The organism is Bradyrhizobium sp. USDA 4452 (genome assembly GCF_054063575.1).
The window spans coordinates 1,760,601-1,781,593 of the sequence record NZ_JBSSGK010000001.1; the positions used below are offsets into that span (position 1 = coordinate 1,760,601).

The 20,993-nt window shown below is 65.4% G+C and carries 20 protein-coding genes; 16 read left to right on the forward strand and 4 right to left on the reverse strand.

Features of this window, described 5'->3' with window-relative positions; translation table 11 throughout:
* Positions 1–10: 10 nt before the first annotated feature.
* The 4 genes from ACVISU_RS08420 to ACVISU_RS08435 are packed head-to-tail and all read left to right on the forward strand — an operon-like array spanning position 11 to position 3,320.
* Positions 11–880 carry a branched-chain amino acid ABC transporter permease gene (locus ACVISU_RS08420; protein ID WP_050405916.1) on the forward strand — a complete coding sequence of 290 codons (870 nt, stop codon included), beginning with the start codon at positions 11–13 and terminating at the stop codon, positions 878–880.
* On the forward strand, positions 880–1,866 hold the full coding sequence (locus ACVISU_RS08425) for a branched-chain amino acid ABC transporter permease (protein WP_456706617.1): 987 nt from the start codon (positions 880–882) through the stop codon (positions 1,864–1,866). The genes ACVISU_RS08420 and ACVISU_RS08425 overlap by 1 nt, the downstream gene beginning before the upstream one ends.
* A gap of 7 nt (positions 1,867–1,873) precedes the next feature.
* Entirely contained in the window at positions 1,874–2,623 is a 750-nt protein-coding gene (locus ACVISU_RS08430; protein ID WP_063695593.1) for an ABC transporter ATP-binding protein, read from the forward strand.
* Positions 2,616–3,320 carry an ABC transporter ATP-binding protein gene (locus ACVISU_RS08435; RefSeq protein ID WP_456706618.1) on the forward strand — a complete coding sequence of 235 codons (705 nt, stop codon included), beginning with the start codon at positions 2,616–2,618 and terminating at the stop codon, positions 3,318–3,320. The genes ACVISU_RS08430 and ACVISU_RS08435 overlap by 8 nt, the downstream gene beginning before the upstream one ends.
* A 143-nt stretch (positions 3,321–3,463) precedes the next feature.
* On the opposite strand, the gene ACVISU_RS08440 is transcribed toward ACVISU_RS08435, so the two are convergent.
* Together ACVISU_RS08440 and ACVISU_RS08445 are read right to left on the reverse strand one after the other, a co-directional pair.
* Positions 3,464–5,407 (reverse strand): alkyl/aryl-sulfatase, encoded by a 1,944-nt coding sequence (locus ACVISU_RS08440; RefSeq protein WP_456706619.1) that lies wholly within the window; start codon positions 5,405–5,407, stop codon positions 3,464–3,466.
* A 43-nt stretch (positions 5,408–5,450) separates the two neighbouring features.
* Positions 5,451–7,268 carry a flavin-containing monooxygenase gene (locus ACVISU_RS08445; protein WP_456706620.1) on the reverse strand — a complete coding sequence of 606 codons (1,818 nt, stop codon included), beginning with the start codon at positions 7,266–7,268 and terminating at the stop codon, positions 5,451–5,453.
* A gap of 123 nt (positions 7,269–7,391) precedes the next feature.
* Here ACVISU_RS08445 and ACVISU_RS08450 point away from each other — a divergent pair, with 123 nt between their 5' ends.
* From ACVISU_RS08450 to soxA, 9 genes are all read left to right on the forward strand, one after another.
* Positions 7,392–8,180, forward strand: coding sequence for an IclR family transcriptional regulator (locus ACVISU_RS08450; protein ID WP_050405912.1), 789 nt, complete (start codon positions 7,392–7,394; stop codon positions 8,178–8,180).
* A gap of 213 nt (positions 8,181–8,393) precedes the next feature.
* Positions 8,394–9,806, forward strand: coding sequence for an MFS transporter (locus ACVISU_RS08455; RefSeq protein ID WP_050405911.1), 1,413 nt, complete (start codon positions 8,394–8,396; stop codon positions 9,804–9,806).
* A 153-nt stretch (positions 9,807–9,959) separates the two neighbouring features.
* The gene (locus ACVISU_RS08460) at positions 9,960–10,409 is read left to right on the forward strand and encodes a (2Fe-2S)-binding protein (RefSeq protein WP_456706621.1); all 450 of its coding nucleotides are present in this window, start codon (positions 9,960–9,962) and stop codon (positions 10,407–10,409) included.
* A 13-nt stretch (positions 10,410–10,422) separates the two neighbouring features.
* Positions 10,423–12,603, forward strand: a complete 2,181-nt coding sequence (locus ACVISU_RS08465) for a molybdopterin cofactor-binding domain-containing protein (protein ID WP_456706622.1) — start codon at positions 10,423–10,425, stop codon at positions 12,601–12,603.
* A 56-nt stretch (positions 12,604–12,659) separates the two neighbouring features.
* Positions 12,660–13,931, forward strand: coding sequence for an FCSD flavin-binding domain-containing protein (locus tag ACVISU_RS08470; RefSeq protein WP_456706623.1), 1,272 nt, complete (start codon positions 12,660–12,662; stop codon positions 13,929–13,931).
* Positions 13,924–14,373 (forward strand): sulfur oxidation c-type cytochrome SoxX, encoded by a 450-nt coding sequence (gene soxX / locus ACVISU_RS08475; RefSeq protein WP_244522150.1) that lies wholly within the window; start codon positions 13,924–13,926, stop codon positions 14,371–14,373. Before ACVISU_RS08470 ends, soxX begins: the two co-directional genes overlap by 8 nt.
* A gap of 13 nt (positions 14,374–14,386) precedes the next feature.
* Entirely contained in the window at positions 14,387–14,851 is a 465-nt protein-coding gene (locus ACVISU_RS08480) for a SoxY-related AACIE arm protein (protein WP_456706624.1), read from the forward strand.
* A complete protein-coding gene (gene soxZ, locus ACVISU_RS08485) occupies positions 14,851–15,171 on the forward strand; it encodes a thiosulfate oxidation carrier complex protein SoxZ (protein ID WP_456706625.1) in 321 nt (106 codons plus the stop codon). Before ACVISU_RS08480 ends, soxZ begins: the two co-directional genes overlap by 1 nt.
* Positions 15,168–15,941: a sulfur oxidation c-type cytochrome SoxA gene (gene soxA / locus ACVISU_RS08490; RefSeq protein ID WP_456706626.1), complete on the forward strand. Its 774-nt coding sequence runs from the start codon at positions 15,168–15,170 to the stop codon at positions 15,939–15,941. The genes soxZ and soxA overlap by 4 nt, the downstream gene beginning before the upstream one ends.
* An 86-nt stretch (positions 15,942–16,027) precedes the next feature.
* On the opposite strand, the gene ACVISU_RS08495 is transcribed toward soxA, so the two are convergent.
* Complete coding sequence (locus ACVISU_RS08495) at positions 16,028–16,801, reverse strand: ferredoxin--NADP reductase (protein ID WP_456706627.1); 774 nt, start codon at positions 16,799–16,801, stop codon at positions 16,028–16,030.
* Between the two features lie 172 nt (positions 16,802–16,973).
* On the opposite strand from ACVISU_RS08495, the gene ACVISU_RS08500 reads away from it, so the two are divergent.
* From ACVISU_RS08500 to ACVISU_RS08510, 3 genes are all read left to right on the forward strand, one after another.
* Positions 16,974–18,170: an amidohydrolase family protein gene (locus ACVISU_RS08500; RefSeq protein WP_456706628.1), complete on the forward strand. Its 1,197-nt coding sequence runs from the start codon at positions 16,974–16,976 to the stop codon at positions 18,168–18,170.
* Between the two features lie 195 nt (positions 18,171–18,365).
* Positions 18,366–19,766, forward strand: a complete 1,401-nt coding sequence (locus tag ACVISU_RS08505; RefSeq protein WP_456706629.1) for a selenium-binding protein SBP56-related protein — start codon at positions 18,366–18,368, stop codon at positions 19,764–19,766.
* A gap of 2 nt (positions 19,767–19,768) precedes the next feature.
* The gene (locus tag ACVISU_RS08510; protein WP_456706630.1) at positions 19,769–20,446 is read left to right on the forward strand and encodes a hypothetical protein; all 678 of its coding nucleotides are present in this window, start codon (positions 19,769–19,771) and stop codon (positions 20,444–20,446) included.
* A gap of 83 nt (positions 20,447–20,529) precedes the next feature.
* Here the strand turns inward: ACVISU_RS08510 and ACVISU_RS08515 are convergent, their stop codons facing one another.
* Entirely contained in the window at positions 20,530–20,985 is a 456-nt protein-coding gene (locus ACVISU_RS08515; RefSeq protein ID WP_050405900.1) for a MarR family winged helix-turn-helix transcriptional regulator, read from the reverse strand.
* Between the last annotated feature and the right edge of the window lie 8 nt (positions 20,986–20,993).

The following is a 20,993-nucleotide window of genomic DNA, read 5'->3' on the forward strand; positions in this document are numbered from 1 at the left end:
GTCGCATCGCATGTGGGAGACACTGGCCCAGGCTGTCATCAACGGCCTGCTCATCGGCGGCATCTACGCGCTGGTCAGCATCGGCGTCACGCTGATCTTCGGCGTGGTCAAGATCGTCAATTTCGCCCAGGGCGAGTTCGTGATGATCGGGATGTACATCTCGTTCTTCCTCGCCACCCAATTCGGCGTCGATCCGCTGGTCTCGCTGGTGATCTCGATGCCGGTGCTGTTCATCGCCGGCGTCCTGATCCAGCATTTCCTGATCCGCAGAGTGCTCGGGCCGAACGACATGCCGCAGATCTTCCTGACCTTCGCGCTGTCGCTGCTGCTGCTCAATCTCGCGCTGATGCTGTTCAGCGCCAACTACCGCACCGTCCACACCTCCTATTCGGATGAAGCGTGGCACATCGGCGGGCTGTACATTCCGGTGGCGAAGCTGATCGCCTTTGCGGTCGCGATGGCGCTCAGCGGGCTGCTCTGGGTGTTCCTGCACACCACCGACCTCGGCCGCGCCATGCGCGCGGCGTCGCAGAACCGCGACGTCGCGATGCTGATGGGGATCAATCCGAACCGCGTGTTCGCAGTCGCGTTCGGCACCGCGCTGGCGCTGGCCGGTGCCGCCGGCTCGCTCTTGATGCCGTTCTATTCGGCCTATCCGTTCGTCGGCCAGGTGTTCGTGCTGATGGCGTTCGTCGCGGTCGTGATGGGCACGCTCGGCAATGTGATGGGCGCGCTGGTCGCGAGCCTGATGATGGGCGTGGCCGAATCGCTCGGCATCCAGTTCGTCGGCGCCGATTCAGGCCTGATCGTGGTGTTCGCGCTGCTGCTGTTGACCCTTGCCTTCAGGCCGAGCGGGCTCGGCGCCAGGAGGGGCCGTTGATGCAGTCCTCAGACCACATGAAATGGCTGCGGCTGGCGATCGGGGCCGCCGTCATGCTGGCGCTGCCCCTGCTCGTCACCTCGTCGTTTGCGATCGACATCTTCATCCGCATCCTGCTGTTCTCCTTTATCGGCGTCGCCTGGAACCTGATGGGCGGCTATGCCAAGCAGCTGTCGCTCGGACACGCCGCCTATTTCGGGCTCGGCGCCTACACCTCGACCATCATGCAGGTGAACTACGGCATCTCGCCATGGATCGGGATGATCGCAGGCGGCGTGGTCGCGATGCTGGCGAGCCTGCCGATCGGCTGGCTCTGCTTCCGTCTGCGCGGCCCCTATTTCACCATCGCCACCATCGCGACCGCGCAGGTACTGATGCTGATCTTCCTGAAGTTCCGCGATTTCGCCTGGGGCGCCGAAGGCACCACGATCCCGAATCTCGGCAGCGCGCCGCTGATGATGCAGTTCGAGGAGAAGTCGTCGTATTACTACGTCGTGCTCGGCCTGCTCGTCGTCGGGCTGTGGATCACCCACCGGATCGAGCAATCCTGGATCGGCTATTACCTCGTTGCGATCGGCGAGGATGAGGACGCGGCCGAGGCGATCGGCGTCAACGCACCGAAGGTCAAGCGCGACATCTACATGATCAGCGCATTCCTGACCGCGCTCGCCGGCACCTTCTACACCCAGTACATCTACTTTATCGATCCCGCGACCGCGTTCAGCTTCAACGTCTCGATCGAGGCGGCGCTGGTGTCGATCGTCGGCGGCATCGGCACGCTGTGGGGGCCGGTCATGGGCACCGTGCTGCTGGAGACCACCTCGGCGCTGCTGCAAAGCTGGCTCGGCAGCTCGGTCGGCGGCATCCAGCTCACGGTCTATAGCCTGATCCTGATGGCGGTGATCCTGTGGCGGCCGACCGGGCTGATCGGGTTTGCGACCGACGTCTATCACCGCTATGTCCGGCGCAAGCCGGCACGGGCCTGAGGTTACGATGGCGGAAGCACTGGTCATCAAGGGTCTCAGCAAGCGGTTCGGCGGTCTGCGCGCGGTGCAGGACGTCAGCTTCACGGTGCAGGAGAACGAGACGGTGGCACTGATCGGGCCGAACGGCGCCGGCAAGACCACGAGCTTTCATTTGATCACGGGATTTCATCGGCCGGACTCCGGATCGGTGCTCGCCTTCGGTCACGAGGTCGTGGGCCTCCGGCCGCACGACGTCTGCGCACTCGGCATGGCCCGCACCTTCCAGGTGGCAAAGCCGTTCGGCGCGATGACGGTGCTCGCCAATGTGATGACCGGCGCCTTCCTGCGCGACCGCCATGTCGCCGCCGCGCGCGACAAGGCGCTTGAAGCAATCGAATTCGTCGGTCTTAGCGCCAGGGAGCAGACGCCGGCGAAGGACCTCACCACCATCGACCAGCGGCGGCTGGAGATGGCCCGCGCGCTGGCGACGCAGCCAAGGATCCTGCTGCTCGACGAGGTGATGGCCGGGCTGAACCCTGCCGAGATCGACCAGGCGGTGGCGCTGGTGAAGAAGCTCTCCGCCCGCGGCCTGACCATCGTGATCGTCGAGCATGTGATGCGCGCGATCATGGCGGTCGCCCGCCACATCGTGGTGCTCGACCACGGCCAGAAGATCGCCGAGGGAGCGCCGAAGGAGATCGTGGAGAACCCGGAAGTGATCCGCGCCTATCTCGGCTCCTACGTGCATCCGCCGGCGCAGGGAGACGCCCATGCTTGAGCTCTCCCGCGTCAGCGCCAGCTACGGCTCGGTCCCTGCCATCACCGACGTCAGCATCTCGGTCGGCGAGGGCGAAGCCGTCGGCCTGCTCGGGGCCAACGGCGCCGGCAAGAGCACGACGCTGCGCGCGGTCTCCGGCCTCGTCAAACTGTTCGCCGGCAAGGTCACGTTCGACGGCGTCGACCTCGCGACGCTGCCGCCCTACCGAATCCCCCAGCTCGGCATCGCGCACGTCCCGGAAGGCCGCCAGGTGTTTCCGGACATGACGGTGCAGGAAAATCTCGAGATCGGCGCCTACACCCCGAAAGCCAAGGCGGATCGCGCGCGCACGATGGAGCTGGTCTACGGCATCTTCCCGCGCCTTGCCGACCGCAGGAAGCAACTCGCCGGCACCATGAGCGGCGGCGAGCAGCAGATGGTCGCGGTCGGCCGCGGTCTGATGCTGAAGCCGCGCCTCTTGATGCTGGACGAGCCCTCGCTCGGTCTCGCCCCCGTGATGACCGACGTGACCTTCGAGAAGATCGGCGAAATCCACAAGATGGGCACCGCGATCCTGCTGGTCGAGCAGAATGTCAGCCGCGCGCTGTCGCTGGTGCAGCGCGCTTATGTGCTGGAAAGCGGCAACGTGATCATGCAAGGCACCAGCGCCGAGCTCGCAGGCAATAAGCAGGTACAGGCGGCGTATCTCGGGATTTAAGCGGGCACTTATCGACCCGTCACCCTGAGGAGCCGCGTAGCGGCGTCTCGAAGGATGCACGGTCCGACCAGCCGGGCCGTCGACCCTTCGAGACGCCGCTACGCGGCTCCTCAGGGTGATGGTTCTAATTCCGCGAGCGTGGCCTAGGTCACCGCCGTCCGCTTCGGCTCGACGATCTCGAACATCCGCGGGAATTCGTCCATCAGCGCCATCAATTCGCCGAGCCGCAGCGGCTCGCCGGACGCCTTGATCCTGCCGGCGCCGACAGCGTCGGGGAATGTGGTCAGCTTGGCAATGACCTCGTCAAGCACGCTGCGCGCCAGCGTGAAGCTGGCGTGCGCATCGGCGGCCTGCGCGCCTTTGACGTAGGTCAGCGCCGAGTTCTCGAGGTTGAGCACGAACGTCTCGCCGGTGTCGGTAAAACTCCAGTTCAGCACGATGCGCTTGCCTTCGGCCTTGGGGCCGTTGAGGCGGATGCCGAGCACGTCCCAGAGCTGCTCGGTGCGCAGCGCAGCGAGCGTCTCGCGCGGCATCGGCGAGCGCGGCGGCGTCTTCGGCATGCCCTGCCGCAGCTCCTGCGCGCCGAACAGATAGGCGTTGCGCCAGGTCGAACTTTCAGCGGCATAGCCGAGCTGTTCGAATGTGTCGGCCAGCAAGGCGCGGGCCTCCTGGTTGTCGGGCTCGGCGAACACCAGATGGCTGACGGCCTGCGCGACGAAACGGAATTCACCCTTGGCGAAATCCGCGGCGGCACGTTTCAGGATCGCATCGGCGCCGCCCATATATTCGACATACTTCTTGCCGGCCGCAACCGGCGGCAAGGCATCGAGATTGACCGGATTGGCGTCGTACCAGCCGAGATACTTCTGGTAGATCGCCTTCACATTGTGCCTGATGTGACCGTAATAGCCGCGGCCGTGCCAGGCGCCTTCCAGGCTCTGCGGCAGCCGGATCGTCTCGGCAATCTCGGCCGCGTTGAGCCCGTGGTTCATCAGGCGGATGGTCTGGTCATGCGCGTATTTGTAGAGGTCGCGCTGCTGGCGGATCATGGTGTCGATCCGCTCTTTTCCCCAGACCGGCCAATGATGCTGACCGCACATCGCCTCGGCCTTGCCGCCCCACATCTGCAGCGCCTCGCCGAGATATTTCGACCACGCCAGCGCATCGCGGACGTCGGCGCCACGGAACGGCAGCAGATTGTGGAAATTGTGCGTGCAGTTCTCCGCGAGGTTGAGCAGCTTGTAGCGCGGAATGAAGAAATGCATCTCTGCCGGCGCTTCGCTGTTCGGCGCCATCTGGAATTCGAACTCGACGCCGTCGATGACGCGCCTGTCGCCGGTCGCGATGATCAGGTCGGTCGGCCGCAGCAGCGCGACGCCACCGGCCGCCATCGTCTTGCCGAGGCCGCAATCGACCTGGCCGCGCACGCCCTTGGCGAGGAACGGTCCGAACTGGTATTGCGCGCGGCGCAACATCGCCGGTCCCGCGATGATGTTCTCGGAGACCGCGTGCTCCATGAAGAAGTTAGGCGCAATGATCGGCACGCCCGCCGCCAGCATGGCGTCATCGAGCACGCCGCGCGCGCCGCCCCAATGGTCGGTGTGGGTGTGGGTGAAGATCACGGCGGCGACCGGCTTCTTGCCGCGGTGCCGGAAGTACAGCTCCATCGCGGCACGGGCACCCTCGATCGAGGTCAGGGTGTCGACCACGATCACGCCCTTGTCGCCCTCGATCAGCGTCATGTTGGCGATGTCGAGCCCGCGCACCTGGTAAACGCCCGGCACCACCTCGAACAGGCCGTGATGCATGTTGAGCCGCGACTGCCGCCACAGGCTCGGATCGACGGTCGCAGGCGCCTTCTCCTCGGAGAGGAAGCCGTAAGGCTCGAGGCTCCAGACAACCCTGCCCTGGGCCGAGGTGACGCGCGCGTTCTCGATCGTGCCGAGAAAGCCGCGCGCGGCGTCGTCGAAATCCCTGGTGTCGGCGAACGGCAGCGCCTTTAGCGTCGCCTCGTGCTGCGCAATGACCGGCGCGGATGCCGCCTTCGGACCTTCGTGCGACGTTTCACCTGCGGTCGTCTGGGTCATTACTCAAGCACTCCCTCGTTTGGCGAAGATCAGTCCCGTTCGCTTAGCGAAACTGCAGGCCTTCGAACCGGCCGCTGTTGCGCCACTCGTCGATATATTTGAAGTAGGCCAACGCGCCCGCCGGATAGCCGACATTGAGCTTGGCCGCAGGCCCTGGCTCGCGTCCCTCGTTGTTGTAATAGCCGGGCGTGCAATCGGGTCCGCCGATCATGCGACCGACCGCGGTCAGCAGCAGCTCGACCCAGCGATCCTCGGCTTCCTTGCTGACTTCGATTTCCTTGAAGCCGTTGTCCTGTGCATGGCCGACCATCAGGGCGATGGTGCGCGCCGCCTCCGTCAGATTATGCGGCACGTTGGAGATCAGGTTGGCGCCCTGTGTCGGCTGCACGAAGAACAGGTTGGGGAAGCCATGCACATGGATGCCGTGCTTGGTGCGCATGCCCTCGGCCCAATACTCCGACAGCTTGATGCCGTCCCTGCCCGTCGCGTCGAACCCCGCCCGCCGCTTGTACTCGGTGCCGACCTCGAAGCCCGATGCGTAGATGATGCAGTCGAGCTCGTATTCCTTGCCCGCGACGACGACGCCGTTCTCGGTGATCTCCTCGACACCCTTGCCATCGGTATCGACCAGATGGGTGCCCGGCGTGTTGAACGCCTGAAGATAGGCGTCGTGGAAGCATGGCCGCTTGCAGAGCTGGCCGTACCAGGCTTTCAGATTCCTGGCTGTCTCGGGGTCACCGACGATCCTGTCGACCCGGTTGCGGATCTCCTCCATCTTCTCGAAGTCGGAATCCTCGAACACGGCCCGCATGTTCTCCACGGTCCGCTGCTCGCGCGGCAGCAGCATCACCTTGGCGCGAATCCGTTTCGACAGGTCGGTCCAGCCGTCCTGCACCAGATCTTCTTCGGCCGATCCACCGGCCTGGTTGGCGGTGAAATTCTCCAGCCAGCGCTGTTGCCAGCCCGGGGTTGCGATATCGGCGAACCAGTCCGGGTCGATCGGGCCATTGCCGCGCACGTCGACCGACGACGGTGTGCGCTGGAACACGTAGAGTTCCTTGCAGGCGCGCGCGAGATGCGGAATGCACTGCACCGACGTAGCACCCGTGCCGATGATGCCGACGCGCTTGTCGGCAAGCTTGTCCATCAACGCGCCCCGGGGATCGCCGCCGGTGTAGTCGTAATCCCAGCGGCTGGTGTGGAACGAGTGGCCCTTGAAGCGTTCGATGCCGGGAATGCCGGGCAGCTTCGGCACATGCAGCGGGCCGGTGCCAATGCCGACATATTGCGCGCTGAAGGCGTCGCCCCTGCTGGTTCGGATGATCCAGCGCGATTGCGCCGCGTCCCAGTCGAGGCTCGTCACCTCGGTATGAAACAACGCGTTGTCGTAGAGATTGAACTGCCGCCCGATCCGCTGGCAGTGCGCCAGGATTTCCGGCGCATGCGCGTATTTCTCCGACGGCATGTGACCGGTCTCTTCGAGCAGTGGCATGTAGACCATCGACGCCGTGTCGCATTGCGCGCCGGGATACCGGTTCCAGTACCAGGTGCCGCCGAAATCGCCGCCCTTCTCGACAATGCGGACGTCCTTGACCCCGGCCTCGGTCAGCCGGGCCGCAGTGGCGAGCCCGGCAAAGCCGCCACCGATGAAGGCGAAGGTGACATGGTCGGTCTTCGGCGCGCGCTCCACGACCGGCGTGTATGGGTCGTCGAGATAATGCGCGAGTTGGCCCTTGATCTGGAGATACTGGTCATTGCCGTCGGGACGCAGCCGCTTGTTGCGCTCCTCCTGATACTTCAGGCGCAGCCGCGCCTTGTCGATCGCGGGCTTTGCGTCTCGGGCTTGCTCGGTCATCGTCATCGGAAGGCGCCTCGCTCCAGCGGTTCTTTGTCTTTATGTCCGGCAGATAACCTGACATCGACACGATTTGCAAATTCATTTCGATATATTGACAAATCAGCCAGTCAGAGACCAATATTCCGTATGACAGCATCTTCTCCTGCCGAAATTCAGGCGGATCCGTCCTTTGCGACCACTCTGGCGCACGGGCTCGACGTGCTGGCGGCGTTCCGTCGCCACCCGGGCTCGCTGTCGAATGCCGAGCTCGCGCTGCATACCGGCCTGTCGCGGCCGACGGTGTCGCGGCTGACCTACACCCTGGAGCAACTCGGCTATCTCCGGCGCGATGCCAAGGGTCGCTTCGTGCTCGGGCTCGGCGCGCTCGCCGCCGCCTATCCCGTGCTGTCAGCCCTGAAGGTGCGCCAGCTCGCCCGTCCGCTGATGCGCGACTTCGCGACCTATGCCGGCGGCACCGTGTCGATCGCGATGCCGTTCGGGATCGACTTCATCTATGTCGAAACGCTGCGCACGACGGACACCGCACCGCATGTGCCCGATGTCGGCTTTGTCAGCACGCTGGCGCCGACCGCGGTCGGGCGCGCCCTGCTGTCGCTGTTCACCGAGCCGGAGCTCGGCGCCTATGTTGCGCGCGTCAAGGCCGAGCGTCCCGACGAGTTCGACTACGTGCAGAAACGCACATTGCCCGATGTGGAAATATGCCGCGAACGCGGCTTTGCCATCTCGCTCGGCGAATGGCGGCGCGAGATCTTCGGCGTCGCCGCCCCGCTCTATCGCACGCCGACCGGCGAATGCCTGTCGGTCAATTGCGGCGTTCCCTCCTACCGCTTCAGCGCCGAGCAGATCGAGCGCGAATGCGGCCCGCGCATCCTTGGACTCGCGCGCAGCATCCGCGCGCTGGCGGAGGAAGGTTAGACTCCGTCATTCCCGGGGCTCGCGCGGCGAACCCACAGATGCACAATCGCGCATCGGGAAATGTCGTCCCGGCGGTGGGTACGGCGCTGCCCGCGTCCACCCGTATGCAATTGTACTCCCGGCAGGGCCGCTTCGCATATGCATCATGCAATGGCGCGGCTGGGGAACGGACTGCCGGCGTAGTACATGGCGGTCCCGGAGACAATTTCAGGCATGCTCGAGAAGACCCCGACCACCGGCGCGGCTGCTGCGCCGATCACCGATGGACTGCCAGATGGCTTGCCTTGGGAACGGCGGCGCTGGGCGGTGGCCGCGATCTTCACCGCGCTGGCGATGGCCTCGCTCGACACCGCGATCGCCAACATCGCGCTGCCCGCGATCGCCAGCGATCTGCATGTCAGCCCTGCCGAAGTGGTCTGGGTCGTCAACGTCTACCAGATCGCCCTGGTCGCGACGCTGCTGCCGCTCGGTGCGCTCGGCGAAATCGTCGGCCACCAGCGAATCTATCTCGGCGGCCTCCTGTTGTTCACCTTGGCGTCACTCGGCTGCGCGCTGGCCTGGTCGCTGCCGAGCCTCCTGGTCGCGCGCACCTTGCAGGGGCTCGGCGCCAGCGGCCTGATGAGCGTCAACACTGCGCTGGTCCGCTTCGTCTATCCGAGCCGGATGCTCGGCCGCGGCTTCGGTCACAATGCGCTCGTGGTCGCGAGCGCCATGTCGCTCGGACCGACGATCGCCTCCGGCATCCTCGCGCTCGGGCCATGGCCCTGGCTGTTCGCCGTCAACATTCCGTTCGGCATCGTCGCCTTGCTGATCGGCGTGAAGACGCTGCCGAAGACGCCGCGCGCCACCCACGCCTTCGACTTCGCCGGTGCGGCACTGGCCTGCGCTTGCCTCGGGCTCTTCATCATCAGCATCGGCAGCGCCGCCCACAAGACGGCGCCTGCGCTCGTCATCGCCGAGCTCGTCGGAGCCCTGCTGTTCGGCTGGATCCTGACCCGGCGGCATGCCGATCATCCGGCGCCGATGCTGCCGATAGATCTGTTCCGCCGTCCGATCTTCGCGCTGTCGGCCGCGACGGCCGTCTGCTCATTTGCTGTGCAGGGGCTCGCCTTCGTGTCGCTGCCGTTCTACTTCGAGGACATATTGCACCGCTCGCAGGTCGAGACCGGCTTCTTCATGACGCCCTGGCCGCTGGTGGTCGCCTTCATGGCGCCGATCGGCGGCCGACTGTCGGATCGCTATCCGGCCGGCATCCTCGGCGGCATCGGCATGCTTCTGCTCGGCGCGGGGATGGTGCTGCTCGCGACCCTGCCGGCCGAGCCCGGCATCGCCAACATCGTCTGGCGCACCATGATCTGCGGCATCGGCTTCGGCTTCTTCCAGACGCCCAACATGAAGGCGATCATGTCGAGCGCGCCATCGCATCGCAGCGGCAGCGCCAGCAGCATCGTCGCGACCGCGCGGCTGACCGGACAGACCACCGGTGCTGCGCTTGCCGCGCTCTGCTTCGCGCTTGCCGATCGCGAGGGCGCAACCGTGGCGCTGGCGCTGGGCGCCGGATTTGCCGTGCTCGGTAGCGTCATGAGCTTCCTGCGGCTGGCCGTCGCCTCACCGCAAAAGGCATGACAGGCATGTTGCATGCGCGGAGTGCGACCATACACCGCGCCATCAACTTTCTTCCGCGCTGCAAGCGCATATTCTTGATTTGAACCGTTCCAGTTTCAAGGCCAACATCGCCCCGAAGTTCAATCGGAGGATTGGACCATTCAGGGAAAAGCGATGGCAAACCTCAAAATCAACGGCAAGACGATCAATGTGGACGTCGAGGACGACACGCCCCTGCTCTGGGCGATTCGCGAGAATGTCGGACTGACGGGGACCAAATACGGCTGCGGCATTGCACAATGCGGTGCCTGCACGGTGCATATCGACGGCGTTGCGATGCGCTCCTGCGGCGTGACGGTGAGCGAAGTGGCCGGCAAGGACATCACCACCATCGAGGGCCTCGCGGCTGGCGGCGTGATGCACAAGGTGCAGCTCGCCTGGATCGCGAGCGACGTGCCGCAATGCGGCTATTGCCAGAGCGGCATGATCATGGCCGTCGCAGCGCTGCTGAAGGACAATCCGAAGCCGACCGACGACGACGTCAACGACGCCATCACCAATATCTGCCGCTGCGGCACCTTCCAGCAGGTGCGCGAGGCGATCCATGCTGCCGCGAACGCATGATGAGGAGGCAGCCATGAACCAGCACGTCACGCTCAATCGCCGCGCCTTCGTGATCGGCACGGCAACCGTCGGCGCCGGTCTCGCGCTCGGCCTCGATCTCCCGTTCGGCGGCCCCTCCGTGGTGCGCGCAGCCGATGGCGCCCCTGAAGTCAACGCTTGGGTGGTGATCCGGCCCGATGATACCGTGGTGATCCGCATCGCCCGCTCCGAAATGGGCCAGGGCACGCTGACCGGCCTCGCCCAGCTCGTCGCCGAAGAACTGGAATGCGACTGGTCGAAGGTCACGACAGAATATCCGACGCCCGGCCAGAGCGTCGCCCGCAAGCGCGCCTGGGGCGATTTCTCGACCGGCGGCAGCCGCGGCATCCGCACCTCGCAGGACTATGTCCGCAAGGGCGGCGCCACCGCGCGCGTGATGCTGATCCAGGCCGCGGCCAATGAATGGAAGGTGCCGGCCGCGGAGTGCAAGGTCTCTAACGGTGTCATCACCCACACGCCGTCAGGCAAGACCACGACCTACGGCAAGGTGGCGGAAGCCGCCGCCAAACTTGAGCCGCCGGCCGACGTCAAGCTGAAGGACCCGAAGGACTGGACCATCGCCGGCAAGGGGTTGAAGCGTCTCGATACTGTCGACAAGACGACCGGCAAGATGATCTACGGCATCGACGTCAAGCTGCCGGGCATGCTGAACGCGGCGATCAAGGATTGCCCGGTGTTCGGCGGCAAGGTGAAGAGCTTTGACGAAGCCAAGATCGCCAACATGAAGGGCGTCAAGAAGGTGGTGCCGGTCGGCGACAGCGCCGTTGCGGTCGTCGCCGACACCTGGTGGCACGCCAAGACCGCATTAGACGCGCTGCCGATCGTCTGGGACGAAGGGCCCAACGCCAAGGTCTCCAGCGAGACGATTGCAACATGGCTCGCCGAGGGGCTCGATAATGCGCAGCCGGCCTACATCGGCAACCAGAACGGCGACGCAAAGGCTGCAATCGCGGGCGCGGCCAAGAAGGTGGAAGCTGTTTACAGCTACCCCTACCAGAACCACGCCACGATGGAGCCGATGAACGCCACCGTGCTCTACACGCCTGAGAAATGCGAGGTGTGGTGCGGCACGCAGAATGGCGAGGCAGCGTTTGCGGCCGCGCTCGAGGCTTCCGGCCTGCCTGCCGACAAGGTCGACGTGCACAAGCTGATGCTCGGCGGCGGTTTCGGCCGGCGCGGCATGACCGACTATGTCCGGCAGGCGGTCGCGATTGCCAAGCAGATGCCGGGCACGCCGATCAAGCTGTTGTGGTCGCGCGAAGAGGACATGCAGCACGGCAAGTATCACCCGATCACGCAGTGCAAGCTGACCGGCGCGTTCGACGCCGACAACAACCTGGTCGCGCTGCACTACCGGCTGTCGGGCCAATCCATCCTGTTCTCGGTGCGCCCCGAAGCCCTGCAGAACGGCATGGACCCCGCCGCGTTCCAGGGCGTCGCACAATCCGGCGAGGCCGCGATCGGCTATTCGGTGCCGAATTTGCTGGTCGAGCATGCGATGCGCAATCCGCACGTCCCGCCGGGCTTCTGGCGCGGCGTGAATGTGAATCACAATGCGATCTATATGGAATGCTTCATGGACGAGCTGGCCCAGGCTGTCGGCCAGGACCCGCTCGAATTCCGCCGCAAGCTGATGGGTAAGAATCCCAAGCATCTCGCGGTCCTCAACGCCGTGGCCGAGAAGATCGGCTGGAGCACACCGGCGCCAAAGGGAATCTATCGCGGTATCGCGCAAGTGATGGGCTATGGCAGCTATGTTGCCGGCGCCGCCGAGATCTCGGTGACCGACGGTAGCAAGATCAAGGTGCATCGCATCGTCGCCTCCACCGATCCCGGCTATGTCGTCAATCCGGCGCAGGTGGAGCGACAGATCGCGGGCTCCTTCGTCTACGGCCTCAGCGCGCTGTTCTACGGCGGCTGCACCGTGAAGGACGGCCGCATCGAGCAGACCAATTTCGACACCTACAACTCGATGCGCATCAACGAAATGCCGAAGGTGGAATCGGTGATGGTGCCGAGCGGCGGGTTCTGGGGCGGCGTCGGTGAACCGACGATCGGCGTTGCGGCGCCAGCGGTGCTCAACGCCTATTTCGCGGCGACAGGAAAGCGCATCCGCAGCTTTCCGCTGCGCAACCAGAACATCTCCTTCGCCTGATCAACCGGAAGCGGCGGCCCCGACCGGCCACCGCTTCCTTTTTCGGAATCTCGTGCATGACCGTCACGCGTCGTCCGACGCGCAGGGATCTGGTCCGTGGCGCCGCCGTCGTCGCGGCGGCCGCGCTGGCGCGTCCGGCGCTGGCGCAAGCGGCGCCGCGCATCGCGGTTATTGGCGGTGGCTTCGGCGGCGCGGCCTGCGCGCGGGCGCTGCGGCGGCTCGATGCAAGACTTCAGGTCACGTTGGTCGAACCGAACAAGACCTTCACCGCCTGCCCGTTCAGCAACGAGGTGATCGCGGGTCTGCGCGAGCTTGCCGTGCAGCAGTTCAGCTACGACAAGGTTGCGGCCGACGGCATCACGGTTGCCGCACAGGCAGCCACCAAGGTCGACGCGCAGGCGCGCAGCATCGCGCTCTCTGACGGCACAACGCTCTCCTATGACCGGCTCGTGCTGGCTCCCGGCATCGACCTGCAATTCGACGCCTTGCCCGGCTATGACGAGGCTGCGGCGGAGAAGATGCCGCACGCCTGGAAGGCCGGCGAGCAGACCATGCTGCTGCGCAGGCAGCTCGAGGCGATGGACGATGGCGGCCTGGTCGTGATCGCGGTGCCGGCCGCGCCGCTGCGCTGTCCGCCGGCGCCCTACGAGCGCGCCAGCCTGATCGCGCATTACCTGAAGGCCAACAAGCCGAAATCGAAGATCCTGGTGCTCGACGCCAAGGACAATTATTCGCAGCAGAAGCTGTTCGAGAAGGCCTGGGCGGAGCTCTATCCCGACATGATCGAGCGGATCGCGCTGTCGCAAGGCGGACGCGTGACGTCGGTCAATCCGGCGACGAGCGAAATCGTCACCGACTTCGGCAACTACACCGCCGCGGTCGCCAACGTGATCCCGCCGCAACGCGCCGGCCGCATTGCGGAGATCGCCGGCGCCGCCGACCACACCGGCTGGTGTCCGATCGATCCGGTCAGCTTTGCCTCGAAGCTCGTGCCCAATATCCACGTAATCGGCGATGCCGCGATCGCCGGCGGGATTCCGAAATCCGCCTCCGCGGCGGCGGCGCAAGGCCGGGCCTGTGCAGCCGCGATCGTGAACGCACTTGCGGGCAAGCCGCCGGAGACGCCGCGGCTCGACGGCGCCTGCTACAACACCGTCGCGCCGGGCTATGCATTCTCGCTGAAGGGCATCTATCAGCCGAAGGAGGATCAGTACGCCGAGGCCGAGGTGACCACCAGCCCGGTGGACGCGCCGCGCGAGGTGCGCCAGCGCGAGGCCGACCAGGCACTCGCCTGGTTCGGGACGATTACGGGAGACATCTTTGGCTAGGCTCGCCCTCGCAACGTTGCTCGCCGCGGCACTGTTCGCAGCCTGTGCGCCCGCCGGCGCCGAAGAGCTGCGGCCCTATACCGTGATCGGCGATGCGATCCCCGCTTCGCTAACCGGAGCCAAGGGTGACGCAACCCGCGGCCGCGCGCTGGTCGTCGAGCGTTCCTCCGCTTGCATCCTCTGTCACAGCGGCCCATTTCCCGAGCAGGCGTTCCAGGGCGACCTCGCGCCGAACCTCACCGGCAGCGGCAGCCGCTGGTCGGAGGGACAGTTGCGGCTCCGGCTGGTCGATGCGGCGCATCTCAATGGTGCGACGATCATGCCGTCCTACTATCGAGTCGACGGGCTCACACGGGTCGGCGCGTCATGGCGCGGCAAGCCGATCCTGTCGGCGGAGCAGATCGAGGATATTGTGGCCTATCTTGTGACACTGCGGAACTAGGACAGACCAATCGATGGCGAATTCAAACCACACGACACGCCGCACGGTTCTGGGCCTTGCCGGAGGTGCCGCAGCGCTGGTGATCGTGCGTCCCGTGGACGCAACGCCGGCGATGCTGCAGGCCGCGATCCGCAATGTCGTCGGCGAGGCCAATGTGCGCACCGGCAAGGTCAAGCTCGACATCCCGCCGCTGGTCGAGAACGGCAACACGGTGCCGATGACAGTCAGCGTCACCAGCCCGATGACGGCGGATGAGTATGTGAAGAGCATCCACGTCTTCAACGAGAAGAACCCGCAGCCGAACATCGGCAATTTCTATCTGGGACCGCGCGCCGGACGCGCCCAGATATCGACCCGCATCCGCCTCGCCGACAGCCAGAAGGTCACCGCCATCGCGCGGCTGTCCGACGACACGTTCTGGTCGGCGACCGCAGAGGTCGTGGTGACGCTCGCCGCCTGCACAGAGGAGGCGATCTGATGCCGTCGGCCCTGATCAACATACCGAAGAAGGCCAAGCGCGGCGACGTCGTCGAGATCAAGACGCTGATGTCGCACATCATGGAGACCGGCTATCGCCACACCGCGTCGGGCAGCGTGGTGCCGCGCGACATCATCACGAGCTTCACCTGCCGCTTCAACGGCACGGAAGTGTTCCGCGCCGATCTTTATCCGGCGATCGCGGCCAATCCGTTCATCACCTTCTTCACCACGGTGACCGAGAGCGGCAAGTTCGAGTTCGAATGGATCGGCGACAAGGGGTTCTCGGAGACCGCACAGGCTTCGATCACGGTCGAATGAAATTTGCGGTCTGCATCGCGCTGCTGACGGCGATGGCGGGCACGGCGCTCGCCACGGAGATCCCGCTGGCCGAACGCCGCTCCGGCTATAGCTTCATGAGCGCGGACACCAAGGCGATGCAGGACGAGGACACCGCCAATCCCGGCATGCTGTTCGTGCTCGACGGCGAGGCTTTGTGGACGCGCAAGGCCGGCAGCGCGGACAAGGCCTGCGCCGACTGCCACGGTGACGCGGGCGTCAGCATGAAGGGCGTCGCGGCGCACTACCCCGCCTTCGAGAAGACGCTGGACAAGCCGGTCGACCTCGAAGGGCGGATCAACCTCTGCCGCACCAACCATCAGCAGGCTTCGCCGTTCGCCTATGAAAGCCGCGAGCTGCTGGCGCTATCAGCCTATGTCGCGCAGCAATCGCGCGGCATGCCGATCGCCGCCGGCACCGATCCCGAGCTGGCGCCGTTCGTCGACAAGGGCCGCGAACTGTTCATGCAGCGGCAGGGCCAGCTCAATCTGGCCTGCGCCAATTGCCACGACGACAATTGGGACAAGAAGCTCGCGGGCAGCGCGATCACGCAAGGGCAGCCGACTGGCTACCCGCTGTACCGGCTGGAATGGCAATCGCTCGGCTCGTTGCAGCGGCGGCTGCGCGCCTGCATCACCGGCATCCGGGCGCAGGCCTATGACTACGGCTCGCCGGAACTGGTCGAGCTTGAGCTCTATCTGATGACGCGGGCGCACGGCATGCCGATCGAGACGCCGGCGGTCAGGCCCTAGCGCATCGGCTTGATCCAGCGAAGCGAAGCAATCCATTGCTCCCGGCTGTACCGGAAGATGGATTGCTTCAGCCTTCGCAGCGAAGATCAGCGTTCGGCGAACGCCTTCTCCACCACGAACTGCGCCGGCTCGCCGTGATTGCCTTCGATGAAGCCGCGGCTGCCCAGCAGCGTGCGGGTGTCGGCGACCAGCGCCGGCGAACCGCAGATCATGACGCGGTCATGCGCGGCATCGAGCGCCGGCAGGCCGATATCGGCGAACAGCTTGCCCGAGGTGATGAGGTCGGTGATGCGGCCGCGGTTGCGGAACGGATCGCGCGTCACGGTCGGGTAGTAGATCAGTTGATCGCGCACCAGATCGCCGATCAGTTCGTCCTGCGGCAAGTGCTCGGTGATCATCTCGCCATAGGCGAGCTCCTTGACGCGGCGGCAGCCGTGCAGCAGCACGACCTTCTCGAAGCGGTCGTAGGTCTCGGGATCCTTGATCACGCTGAGGAACGGCGCCAGCCCCGTGCCGGTGCCGATCAGATAGAGGTTGCGGCCGTCCTCGAGATTGTCGATCACCAGCGTGCCGGTGGCCTTGCGGCTGACGATGATCTCATCGCCCTCCTTCAGGTGCTGGAGGCGCGAGGTCAGCGGGCCGTCCGGAACCTTGATCGAGAAGAACTCGAGCGTGTCTTCGTAGTTCGCGCTGGCGACGCTGTAGGCGCGCAGCAACGGCTTCTCGCCGACCTTGAGCCCGATCATGGTGAACTCGCCGTTGCGGAAGCGGAACGACGGATTGCGCGTGGTCTTGAAGGAGAACAGCGTGTCGGTCCAGTGATGAACGCTGAGGACGCTTTCCTGGTTGAAACTGCTCATCGCACCAACCCCTGATTTGTGCTGCGGCGGGGCAAGGGCTTGAACCAGTTGACCGGCCGGATCGTTTGTATACGATCATTCGTATACAAACGAATAATCCGGCTTGATCGAAAAGTCAAGCCGGGCTCAAATTCCCGGGCAATTCCGGAAAGAAAACAGAAGGAAAACACCCATGGCTCACGACGCGCCCCAGGCCACCGGCCCCAGCAAGCTGGTGATCCGCAATATCGGGCTATTGCTGTCCGGAGCCCTGGAGCGGCCGATCCTGGATGCCGACACCATCGTCGCCGAGAACGGCAAGATCACCGCGATCGGCCGCCTCAAGGACGTCGACACCGAAGGCGCCACCACGATCGTCGACGCCATGGGCACGACGGTCGCGCCGGGCCTGATCGACAGCCACGTCCATCCGGTCGCCGGCGACTGGACGCCGCGGCAGAACCAGATCAACTGGATCGACAGCTATCTGCATGGCGGCGTCACCACCATGATCTCCGCCGGCGAAGTGCACATGCCCGGCCGGCCGCGCGACGTGGTCGGCGTGAAGGCGATGGCGATCTTCGCGCAGCGCGCGTTCTGGACGCTGCGGCCGGGCGGCGTGAAGGTGCATGCCGGCGCGCCCGTGATCGAATGCGAGATGGTGGAAGACGATTTCAAGGAGATGGCCGCCGCCGGCGTCAAGCTGCTGGGCGAGGTCGGGCTCGGCGGCGTCAAGGACGGCCCCACCGCGCGGAAGATGGTCGGCTGGGCGCGCAAATACGGCATCCAGAGCACGATCCATACCGGCGGCCCCTCGATCCCGGGCTCCGGCCTGATCGACAAGGACGTGGTGCTGGAGGCCGACACCGACGTGGTCGGCCACATCAATGGCGGCCACACCGCGCTGCCCGACGATCAGATCCGCTGCATCTGCGAGGGCTGCCAGCGTGGCCTCGAGCTAGTGCACAACGGCAATGAGCGTTCGGCGCTGTTCACGCTGCGCACCGCGCGCGAGATGGGCGATCTGCACCGCGTGATCCTCGGCACCGACGCGCCGGCCGGCTCCGGCGTGCAGCCGCTCGGCATTTTGCGCATGGTCTCGCTGCTGTCGTCGCTCGGCGAGCTGCCGGCCGAGCTGGCGTTCTGCCTCGCGACCGGCAACACCGCGCGGATGCGCGAGCTGGATTGCGGCCTGATCGAGGTGGGCCGCTCCGCCGATTTCGTGCTGATGGACAAGGCGCAGCATTCGCCGGGCAAGAACATCCTGGAGAGCGTCCAGCTCGGCGATCTGCCCGGCATCGGCATGACCATCATCGACGGCATCGTCCGCACCCAGCGCAGCCGCAACACACCGCCCGCAGGCAAGGTGCCGGAGATCGTGGCGAAGTAAGCAGGTTCGATATCCGGGGCGCGCCGGCATCCGTATTACCGCACCGGAACGTTGCTTTCGCACGTCATCATTGAGGTATATCGTGCCGCCACGCGAACCCAGCCGGCGGCGCTCGCAGGAGCCGCGCGACGATTAGTTCCCGTCGCATGCCGCCGTGCCGTGTTGGTCCACACCAGGCAAACAGGAGGCAGCACGATGACGATGAGGCCAGATCCCACGTTTCACGCGTCGCCGAAGCTTGCGATGGAAGCTCCGGCCGAGAACTTCGCCTACACTGTGCTGCTCAGCCCGGACTTCTCCAAGCCCGACGCGCTCGCCGTCATCGACGTCAAGCCGGGCTCACCCACCTACAGCAAGATCGTCTACACCGTGACGATGCCCAACAAGGGCGACGAGTTTCACCATTTCGGCTGGAATGCGTGTTCGTCGGCATTGTCCCCGCTTGCGGGACATGCCTTCATCGAACGCCGCTATCTCATCGTGCCCGGCATGCGGTCGTCGCGGATCTACGTCATCGACACCAAGCCGGATCCGACCCAGGCGAAGATCCACAAGATCATCGAGCCCGAGGAGGTGTTCAGGAAGACTGGCTATTCGCGGCCGCATACCATCCACTGCGGACCGGATGGCATCTATGTCTCCACGCTCGGCGGCGGCGGCAAGGACGGCACCGACGGGCCGCCCGGCGTCTTCATCATGGACTGCGAGACCTTCGAGGTGCTCGGACGCTGGGAGATCGATCGCGGTCTCCAGACCAAGCACTATGACTTCTGGTGGAACCTGCCGCGTGACTACATGGTGAGTAGCGAATGGGCGCTGCCGCCGCAATTCGAGAACGGCATCGTGCCGGAGGACCTGCTCTCGAACAAATACGGCCACCGCATCCACTTCTGGGATCTGCGCGCGCGCCGCAACGTGCAGACCATCGATCTCGGCGCCAACCACCAGATGGCGCTGGAGGTGCGTCCTGCCCACGATCCGGTTCGCGAATATGGCTTCGTCGGCGTCGTGGTCGACACCACCAACCTCGAGGGCTCGATCTGGACCTGGTGGCGCGAGGGCGGCAAGTTTCATATCGAGAAGACGGCGACGATTCCGCCCGAGCCCGCGCCGAAGGAGCAGCTGCCGCCGCTGCTGCAGGGCTTCGGCGCCGTGCCGCCGCTGGTGACCGACATCGACCTGTCGATGGACGACAGGTTCCTCTACGTCTCCTGCTGGGCCACCGGTGAGATGCGCCAATACGACGTCAGCGATCCGCGCAAGCCGAAGCTCGCCGGATCGGTCCGCATCGGCGGCATCATCAGCCGCACTCCGCATCCCAACGGACAGGCATTTGCCGGCGGTCCGCAGATGGTCGAGATCAGCCGCGACGGCAAGCGGGTCTACTGGACCAATTCGCTGTACTCGACCTGGGATGACCAGTTCTATCCGCAAGGCATTCCCGGCGCCGAGGTGATGGCGCATGCCAGCCCGGGCGGCGGCCTCGAACTGGCGAAGGACTACTGGATCAGCTTCCCCGACGGCTACCGCGCACACCAGATCCGGCTCGACGGCGGCGACTGCTCGACGGATTCGTTCTGCTATCCGTCGGCCTGAACGTGAGTGCGGCCGACTGGACACCGGTCTGGCTGTGGCTGGCGGTGATTGCGAGCGGCGTCTACCACGGGATCAACCCGAGCATGGGCTGGCCGCTCGCGGTTTCGGCCGGATTGATGCAGAGGAGTTCGCGCGCGCTGCTCGCCGCGCTTGGCCCGCTCGCAATCGGTCACCTGCTGGCGATGCTGCTCGTGATCCTCCCCTTCGCGCTGCTGATCACCCTCGTCGAATGGCAGCGCACGATCCGGATCGGCGTCAGCCTGCTCGTGATCGCCTTCGGCATCTATCGGCTGATCGACCGGCGCCATCCGCGTGCTTTGGCGCGGATTCCGCCGACGCAGCTCGCCTTGTGGTCGTTCGCCGTGGCGATCGCCCATGGCGCGGCGCTGATGCTGGTGCCGATCTATCTCGGACTATGCCGCGCGGCCGAGCCGGACCACGGCCACGCAGCCGCCGGCGCCCTGATCGACACCAGTCTCACCATGGCCGTGCTGGTCGCCATCGTCCATGCCAGCGCGATGATCGCGGCCGGCGGATGTCTGGCGTGGCTGGTCTACCGCTATCTCGGTCTCAAATTCGTGGCCCGGAGCTGGTTCAACCTGGACACGGTGTGGGCCCTCAGCCTGGTGCTGGTCGGCGCCGTCGCGCTGGTGCTTGGCCTGGAATCGAAGGGTGGGTAGAGCGCAGCGAAACCCAGCATCTCGATCCGCGGAACGAAGCCGACGGGTCTCGCTGCGCTCTACCCATCTCCTGCGCCTGCCGATCACCGCAGCTTGCCGAGCAGCGCCATCAGCGTCTCGCGCTCCTTGGCGTCGAGCGGCGCCAATGTCTCCCGGGAGATCACCAGCGCATTCGGAGCTGCCTTGTCGGCCATCTGCTGGCCGGCGCGCGTCAGGCTCACCAGAAGGCGGCGGCCGTCGTCGGGATCGGGCGAGGTCTCGGTCAGGCCGCGTGCGGTCAGGCGGTCGATCACGCCCTTGATGGTCGCAACGTCCATCGAGGTCAGCCGCCCGAGCTGGTTCTGCGAGCATGCCCCGACCTCCGACAGTTTCGACAGCGCCGCCCACTGCGTCGGCGTCAGGTTGATGCCGATCTCGCGGGCGAAGATCACGGCGTGGCGCTGCGACACCTGGCGCAGGATGAAGCCGATCTGCTCGTCGAGAACGTATCCGGACTTGGCCGCCTTGACGCTTCGCTTCTGTGCCGCACTCCTCGCCATCGTCCCAC

What these genes read in the sequence shown, in the direction of transcription:
- ACVISU_RS08460 (WP_456706621.1), top strand. Translation starts at nt 9,960, where the DNA reads ATGGCAAACCTCAAAATCAACGGCAAGACGATCAATGTGGACGTCGAG.
- ACVISU_RS08455 (WP_050405911.1), top strand. Translation starts at nt 8,394, where the DNA reads ATGCTCGAGAAGACCCCGACCACCGGCGCGGCTGCTGCGCCGATCACC.
- ACVISU_RS08470 (WP_456706623.1), top strand. Translation starts at nt 12,660, where the DNA reads ATGACCGTCACGCGTCGTCCGACGCGCAGGGATCTGGTCCGTGGCGCC.
- ACVISU_RS08515 (WP_050405900.1), bottom strand. Translation starts at nt 20,985, where the DNA reads ATGGCGAGGAGTGCGGCACAGAAGCGAAGCGTCAAGGCGGCCAAGTCC.
- ACVISU_RS08420 (WP_050405916.1), top strand. Translation starts at nt 11, where the DNA reads ATGTGGGAGACACTGGCCCAGGCTGTCATCAACGGCCTGCTCATCGGC.
- ACVISU_RS08430 (WP_063695593.1), top strand. Translation starts at nt 1,874, where the DNA reads ATGGCGGAAGCACTGGTCATCAAGGGTCTCAGCAAGCGGTTCGGCGGT.
- ACVISU_RS08450 (WP_050405912.1), top strand. Translation starts at nt 7,392, where the DNA reads ATGACAGCATCTTCTCCTGCCGAAATTCAGGCGGATCCGTCCTTTGCG.
- ACVISU_RS08435 (WP_456706618.1), top strand. Translation starts at nt 2,616, where the DNA reads ATGCTTGAGCTCTCCCGCGTCAGCGCCAGCTACGGCTCGGTCCCTGCC.
- soxZ (WP_456706625.1), top strand. Translation starts at nt 14,851, where the DNA reads ATGCCGTCGGCCCTGATCAACATACCGAAGAAGGCCAAGCGCGGCGAC.
- ACVISU_RS08495 (WP_456706627.1), bottom strand. Translation starts at nt 16,801, where the DNA reads ATGAGCAGTTTCAACCAGGAAAGCGTCCTCAGCGTTCATCACTGGACC.
- ACVISU_RS08500 (WP_456706628.1), top strand. Translation starts at nt 16,974, where the DNA reads ATGGCTCACGACGCGCCCCAGGCCACCGGCCCCAGCAAGCTGGTGATC.
- soxA (WP_456706626.1), top strand. Translation starts at nt 15,168, where the DNA reads ATGAAATTTGCGGTCTGCATCGCGCTGCTGACGGCGATGGCGGGCACG.
- ACVISU_RS08480 (WP_456706624.1), top strand. Translation starts at nt 14,387, where the DNA reads ATGGCGAATTCAAACCACACGACACGCCGCACGGTTCTGGGCCTTGCC.
- ACVISU_RS08505 (WP_456706629.1), top strand. Translation starts at nt 18,366, where the DNA reads ATGACGATGAGGCCAGATCCCACGTTTCACGCGTCGCCGAAGCTTGCG.
- ACVISU_RS08425 (WP_456706617.1), top strand. Translation starts at nt 880, where the DNA reads ATGCAGTCCTCAGACCACATGAAATGGCTGCGGCTGGCGATCGGGGCC.
- ACVISU_RS08465 (WP_456706622.1), top strand. Translation starts at nt 10,423, where the DNA reads ATGAACCAGCACGTCACGCTCAATCGCCGCGCCTTCGTGATCGGCACG.
- ACVISU_RS08440 (WP_456706619.1), bottom strand. Translation starts at nt 5,407, where the DNA reads ATGACCCAGACGACCGCAGGTGAAACGTCGCACGAAGGTCCGAAGGCG.
- ACVISU_RS08445 (WP_456706620.1), bottom strand. Translation starts at nt 7,268, where the DNA reads ATGACGATGACCGAGCAAGCCCGAGACGCAAAGCCCGCGATCGACAAG.